Below are 6,496 nucleotides of genomic sequence, written 5' to 3' on the forward strand. Positions count from 1 at the left end.
GTTTCTGTTCTATCAATTTACACGTCATCATTATAGCCAGGCTTCAAATCAAATCATGGAAAATATACTGTTCTTCATAAGCTACTTTAAACTTTTTTAAAAAGTCAAGATATTCTTCCCTGAATGTTTGCTTCTTATGATGCACTTCCTGGTTTTGGATATATTTATAAACTTTATCAACCTGCGATTGACTATAGGAAAACACACCATAACCATCTTGCCATTCAAAATGCTTATGGGTTAGCAAATGATCATTAATATATTTAGATGATTTGGCTTTCACAGTTTGCATCAGTTCTGATACTGAAACAGCGGGCCTTAAGCCGATAAAACAATGTACATGATCTTCCACACCATTTACGATAATGGTTTTGCAATTGGTTTCATTGATTAGATTGCCTATCACGCCAAACAGCTCGGCGCCCCATTTTTTTTCAATCACCGCTTCCCTGTACTTAACGGCAAAAATTGTTTGAATGTAGATTTGGTGATAGGTATTTGCCATTTTATCTGGACCGTTAATATTTGCTATTTTTATATGAGCCGAGCCTACGGCTCTCATTCTTCTTTTATTCGTATCCCACGGGTTGAAACCCGTGGCTACAATATAAGTCGGGGCTACGCCCCTGGATTTGCAAGTTAATAATTAACCCATTTTACTACAATATGGATCGACGCTACGCCTCTGGATTCCGCGTTTAAATTATATTTCTGTTCCTCTTATACCACGGGTTGAAACCCGTGGCTACAATATGGATCAAGGCTACACCTCTGGATTGTGCGTTTAAATTATATTTCTGTTCCTTTAAAAATACATCTTTCAGGCCGGCGATATTTGTTATTTTATTGTTTGTTAAATCTGCTGTTTTATATATGTACCGAGCCTACGGCTCTCATTCTTCTTTTATTCGTATCCCACGGGTTGAAACCCGTGGCTACAATATAAGTCGGGGCTACGCCCCCTGTATCGTTTTATCCATATTTATGCTCCTCCAGTCAAATGCAGTATCCCACGGGTTGAAACCCGTGGCTACAATATAAGTCGGGGCTACGCCCCTGTATCGTTTTATCCATATTTATGCTCCTCCAGTCAAATGCAGCTAAGGGCCATCGGCCCGAAACATATTGTAGCCCCGGGTTTCAACCCGGGGTACGCAGACATAAACAGTCAAGAGTGCCGTAGGCACGGCCCATATTATCAGCCTGGTAGTTCTAAAATATTTAGATCGCTAACCTATTTCACCCCCATCGCCAAATACCCCGCCAATGCATTTATCCTGCCGGCTACCACCCCTATCTGCTGTTTCACCTCGTCCCAATTGCGTTGTTCAATTGCTTCGCGGATGCCGGGAATGGTTTTAACACCGTAACCGGTATAAAAACCGGGTGCATAAATGGTGTGTTTGTACCAGCCTCGGCGTGGCAGGCCTTCGGCGGCAAGCAATTGCTGCTCGGCATGGTACAGGAGTTTGTTTAGTTTATCGTGGTCGCCATCTTTTAACGCGGCTGCGCTCCAATAGGCGGCCAGTTTATCGGCGCTTTTCTTTAGCGAGTCCAGCGCGCCGGTTAGCGGTTTAAAATCAATTGGGGGCACGGTATCTTTGGCAACCGGCGCTTTGTACAGGTGGGTTGGGTCGGCAGCCAGGGTGTAATCGTTAGCTTTTATCAGTTGGTTATCAATTTTGGTGGATTCGCGGGTGTCATCGGCCAGTTTGGTAAGTTCGGTAGCATATTTAGCAATGGTTGCTTGCAGGCTCCTGAAATCAAATGGCAATACCTCGGCATCAGCCATGCGCAATACCGAGTGACCGGCAGTTTGGGCCAGGGCGACGCCGTAAGTAAAATCAGGATCTTTAAAACGTTTGTAGTCATCAAACGAATCATAAATAGAATGATATTCGCCGCCGCCATCTTCGCCGCCAAAACCAAAATCGAGCGTTGGGATGCCCAAATGCTGCAGGAATGAAGAAAAATCAGATCCTGAGCCCAGCGCCTCCAGCTTTTCGCCTTTGCGTTCCAATATCTCTTTCTTGTCGCTGGTTGATTTGGCATTGACCAGTTGCATCGCCTTTTTCCTGTCGAACACACTTACTTTCGTTTGTGGGTCGGTTATACCATTTGTTATCTCGTCAATAAAGCTTTCCAGCGCCTGCGAACCACCTGCACCTAAAAAGCCGCGGCCATTACTATCCGAGTTGATATATACCACCGTTTTTTGCTGCAGTTCTTTATCGTGCGCCTCGGCATACTCTGTCGATCCTAACAGGCCTGGTTCTTCGCCGTCCCATGAGCAATATATAATGCTGCGTTTGGGTTTCCAGCCGGTTTTTAGCAGGTCGCCAAGGGCTTTGGTTTCTTCAATCATGGCAGCCTGGCCACTTATAGGGTCGTTCGCGCCGTTAACCCACGCATCGTGGTGGTTACCACGCATTACCCACTCATCCGAGTAGGTTGATCCTTTAATTTTGGCAATTACATCATAAGCGGGCACCATATCCCAATTAAATTCCATTTTTAAGTGTACCACAGCCTTGCCGTCACCGATGTGGTAAGTTATAGGCAACGAGCCGGCCCATCCGCCGGGTGCAACAGGGCCATCAAGCGCGGCCAATAAAGGTCGCGCATCATGATAGCTTATAGGAAGCACCGGTATTTTTAATATCGTGGTTGCATCTTTTCTATCCAGGCGTTTGGCATCTTTTGTTGCGCCAACGCCCGGTGTAAGCGGGTCACCGGGATAAATCACCATATCCATTACCGAACCGCGCTGAACGCCAAATTCATTCTTGTAAGCTCCTTTGGGGTATACATCGCCGGCAGAGTAGCCGTCATCAGCAGGATCGGAGTAAATAATGCATCCTATAGCCCCGTGCTCATAGGCTACTTTGGGCTTTATGCCACGCCATGAGCGGCCATATTTAGCAATTACTATTTTACCTTTAACATCAATGCCCATGGCGGCCAGTTTAATATAATCATCGGGCAAACCATAGTTTACAAATACCAGCGGACCGCTAACATCGCCATCGGCACTCCAGGCGTTGTAAGTTGGCAGCTGATTGGGCTGGCCAGATGTGGCGTCTTCCGGCACGGCCTGCTCTTTTAACACGGCTGTATAAGTTGTTGGCGCGGTTAGCTCAAGCACCCGCGTTTTGGGTGTTGGGTAAAGTACCGTGTAAGTTTCTATATGCGCATCCAGCCCATAGCTTTTGTACATAGCCAATATCTTGTCGGCCACGGCCTTGCTGCCCGGCGAACCGATGTTATGCGGAAATGCCGAAAGTGCTTTAATGGTTTCGCCAATGCGCTGCGGGCTTAAACCTGCATCAAATGTTTTTTCGGTTTCCAGTTGTTTTGCGGACGATGCCGGTGTAAAGCCAATTAATGTTTTTTGCTGCGCGAAACTTGCCGACGACAGCGCCAATAAGCCAAGGGTAAGGGTTTTCTTCATGACAGTGTATATGGTGATGCGTGAAGATAGCAAAAATGTTCATTGGTTCATTGGTTCATTGGTTCATTGGTTCATTGGTTCATTGGTTCATTGGTTCATTGGTTCATTGGTTCATTGGTTCATTGGTTCATTGGTTCATTGGAACGCGGGCATAGCGGAAAAATAGCTTTTTGGCTGAATACCTTTTATCCATCTGGCAATCCAACCAGACAAGACCAATGAACTAATGAACGATATGGGCGTTCCCTGCGGGCGGGCTTTACGCCGCAATCCCTAACCCTTTTTGCCTGAACTCGGATTCATCTGATTTCAGGATTAACAGGATTTTTTGATTTGCAAGGAAAATCCCAATAATCAGAAAAATCTGCTTAATCCGAGTTCAGGCAAAATACTGGCAGTTCTAAACAAATCAAAATTATTTGTTGTCGCTTTTCTTCCCCGTCATTTTCTTTATCTCATCTCCAAAGACGGCCCCACCCAGTAATAGCACCAACAACATTGAGCCAGCCATGGAAATATCCTCCCCAACATAATACGATGCCGGGTGAAACACAAATTCCACTTTATGTTCACCTGCCGGGATTGAGGCCGCCCGGAGCAGGTAATTGGCCCGGAAGTAAGGCTTCTCTATCCCGTCAATCAGCATTTTCCAGCCCTTATCGTAGTATATTTCGGAGAAAACAGCTACTCCGCCAGTTTTCGAAACCGATTTGTACACCATATGGTCGGGGTTATAGCTTGCCAGTTTTATGGTCGATGTTGTGTCGCCCGCCGGTATGTTGCCGGCTATGCTTCGGTAGCTTTTATCCGCCACAGCCTCGTTTTTTGGCGAAAAGCTGCTGAGTGCCTTCATTTCTGCATCGGCACCATCCACATATTTTATGCTTTTTATAAACCAGGCATTACCGCATGCATCAGAGTTGGGATATAGGGTTTGCCCTTGTTTGGATGAATCTGGAACGATGACGTATTTGGCATTCAGCATATTGAGAACGGCTGGGTTTGCTCCTCTCGTAAACTGATTATTTATCAGCTCATCATAGCGCTTCATCCTTGCTGCCGAATAACCCCCTAAAGTTTTATGGAAGAACGGATTTTGCACATCTGTCTGAATATTAACAGTCGCGTCGTATACCCGAAAATCAGGGTCCGCATCTTTTGCTATCTCTACGTCAACAGGTCTTTGCGGTACTGCTGATTCCTGTTTATCGGTAAAATTGGTATCCTTTAAATAGCGCTTATCTACCTGCCAAAGGTCAACCAATATTATGGCAAACAATAGCAAAGAAACAGTTGTGAGGCTTAGTTTTTGTTTTATAAGCGCCCAAACAATACCAAAAGTAAGAAGCAGAAATACCAGCGAACGAATGGCATCAGCACGCTCAAGACTGGCCCTGTCTTTAACCACCGCATTGGCAAAAGCATTGGCCATTGCTGCGTCGCCCTTTAATGCCTGTGTTAAACTGGCAACCCCACTTAGCTGGTCGCTCGGCCTGAAACTCAGTAGCAATTCGGGCACCAGGATCAATATCAGCACCAGCCCACCGGTTATATACAAGGCAAGCAATAGCTTTTTAACCAACGCCTTTTTATCGGCAGCAACAATAACCTCCTGTATGGCCAGGAAGGCCAGCACAGGGAAACAAAGCCCGGCCACTGCCAAAATAGATTCAACCGCGCGGAACTTATTGTATAGCGGAAAGTACTTCAAAAATATATCAGACACATATGGCCAATTGCCTCCAAATGATAGCAGCATAGTTAATACCACCGTGCCCAGCAGCCACCATTTAAGCCGACTCTTTACTATAATGAGCCCGAATACAAACAGAAAGCAGATACTTGCACCAAAATAAAATGGGCCGCTGGTACCCGGCTTCTCGCCCCAATAAAGCGACAATCCGGGGAATGAAGAAATTTGCTGCGCGTAGTTTAAAGCCTGCTCCGGCTGCTCGCCTTTATCTGTAAATACTTTAACGGTTTCTGAATTTTGATCAATCAATTCCGGCCCGGATGCTCCACCCGAAGCATTGGGCACCAAAAAGGTAAGGCATTCGGCAACGCCCTGGCTATATTGATAAATATAATCTTTAGCCAGGCCATTTTGCGGCTCTTTGGTGCTGGTGGTTAAATTTGATTTGCCACGATAGCTATCCTTGCCGTATTCATAAGTACTCCACAAGGTTGATGCATTTACTGCAAAGGCCAATAGCGATGCAGCAAGCAAATACCCTAACGATTTGAGAAAAGATGCTGTAGTTTTATTTTTAATAGCGTGATAAAGCTCGATACCCAGCAAAATCAAAACGGCCAGCATTAGATAGTAGGTCATTTGCAGGTGGTTCACCTTAATTTCGATAGATAGGAACAAAGCCAGTAAAGATGCCCCCAACAAATATCGCCCCCGTAATGTCAGCATAATACTTGCTATTATAGGCGCAAAAAAAGCAATGGCAAAAGCCTGGTTGGTATGCCCGGCCGCCAGCAATATCATATTATAGCTGGTAAAAGTAAAAGCCACGGCACCGGCCGCCGCCAGCCAGGGGCTAAGCTTTAGCACATTAAATAAAAAGTAGGTACCAAACAAAAATACAAGCACCATACCAACCGGGTTGGGTACAGCATAACCAATAACGGATATAATATGCGTGGCAATGTTGGCGCTGTAAGGCGCCCAGATCTGGTATGCGGGCATACCGCCGAATATCTGGTTCGTCCATAAAATGGTGGTATCGCGGGCGCGGTAGTCCATGATCTCCTTTTGGGTGGATTGCGCACCAAGCACGTCCCCTTGCCCCAGTGTTTTCCCCTGAAATGCAGGCGAAAAATATAAAAAACACAATACCAAAAAAACACCCGCAACGGCAAAATGTATCCCGTTACGCTTTAGCCAATCCATCATAAGCAACAATAATTATATATTTTTTAAAAATACAATTATTATTGGTCATTGGTCATTGGTCATTGGTCATTGGTCATTGGTCATTGGTCATTGGTCATTGGTCATTGGTCATTGGTCATTGGTCATTGGTCATTGGTCATTGG

The 6,496-nt window shown here is 45.5% G+C and carries 3 protein-coding genes; all 3 read right to left on the reverse strand.

The genetic code is table 11. The features are described from left to right. Nucleotides 1–43 precede the first annotated feature (43 nt). Entirely contained in the window at nt 44–505 is a 462-nt protein-coding gene (gene tnpA / locus AC1DV1_RS30935; RefSeq protein WP_477368594.1) for an IS200/IS605 family transposase, read from the reverse strand. A gap of 729 nt (nt 506–1,234) precedes the next feature. After that, nucleotides 1,235–3,451, reverse strand: a complete 2,217-nt coding sequence (locus AC1DV1_RS30940) for a transferrin receptor-like dimerization domain-containing protein (protein WP_477368598.1) — start codon at nt 3,449–3,451, stop codon at nt 1,235–1,237. A gap of 415 nt (nt 3,452–3,866) precedes the next feature. After that, nucleotides 3,867–6,353: a YfhO family protein gene (locus AC1DV1_RS30945; RefSeq protein ID WP_477368601.1), complete on the reverse strand. Its 2,487-nt coding sequence runs from the start codon at nt 6,351–6,353 to the stop codon at nt 3,867–3,869. Between the last annotated feature and the right edge of the window lie 143 nt (nt 6,354–6,496).

The organism is Mucilaginibacter sp. P4_D1, from assembly GCF_056401935.1.

Bases quoted from the DNA above. Each gene is read 5' to 3' on its own strand.
- tnpA (WP_477368594.1), bottom strand. From the start codon at position 505: ATGGCAAATACCTATCACCAAATCTACATTCAAACAATTTTTGCCGTT.
- AC1DV1_RS30940 (WP_477368598.1), bottom strand. From the start codon at position 3,451: ATGAAGAAAACCCTTACCCTTGGCTTATTGGCGCTGTCGTCGGCAAGT.
- AC1DV1_RS30945 (WP_477368601.1), bottom strand. From the start codon at position 6,353: ATGATGGATTGGCTAAAGCGTAACGGGATACATTTTGCCGTTGCGGGT.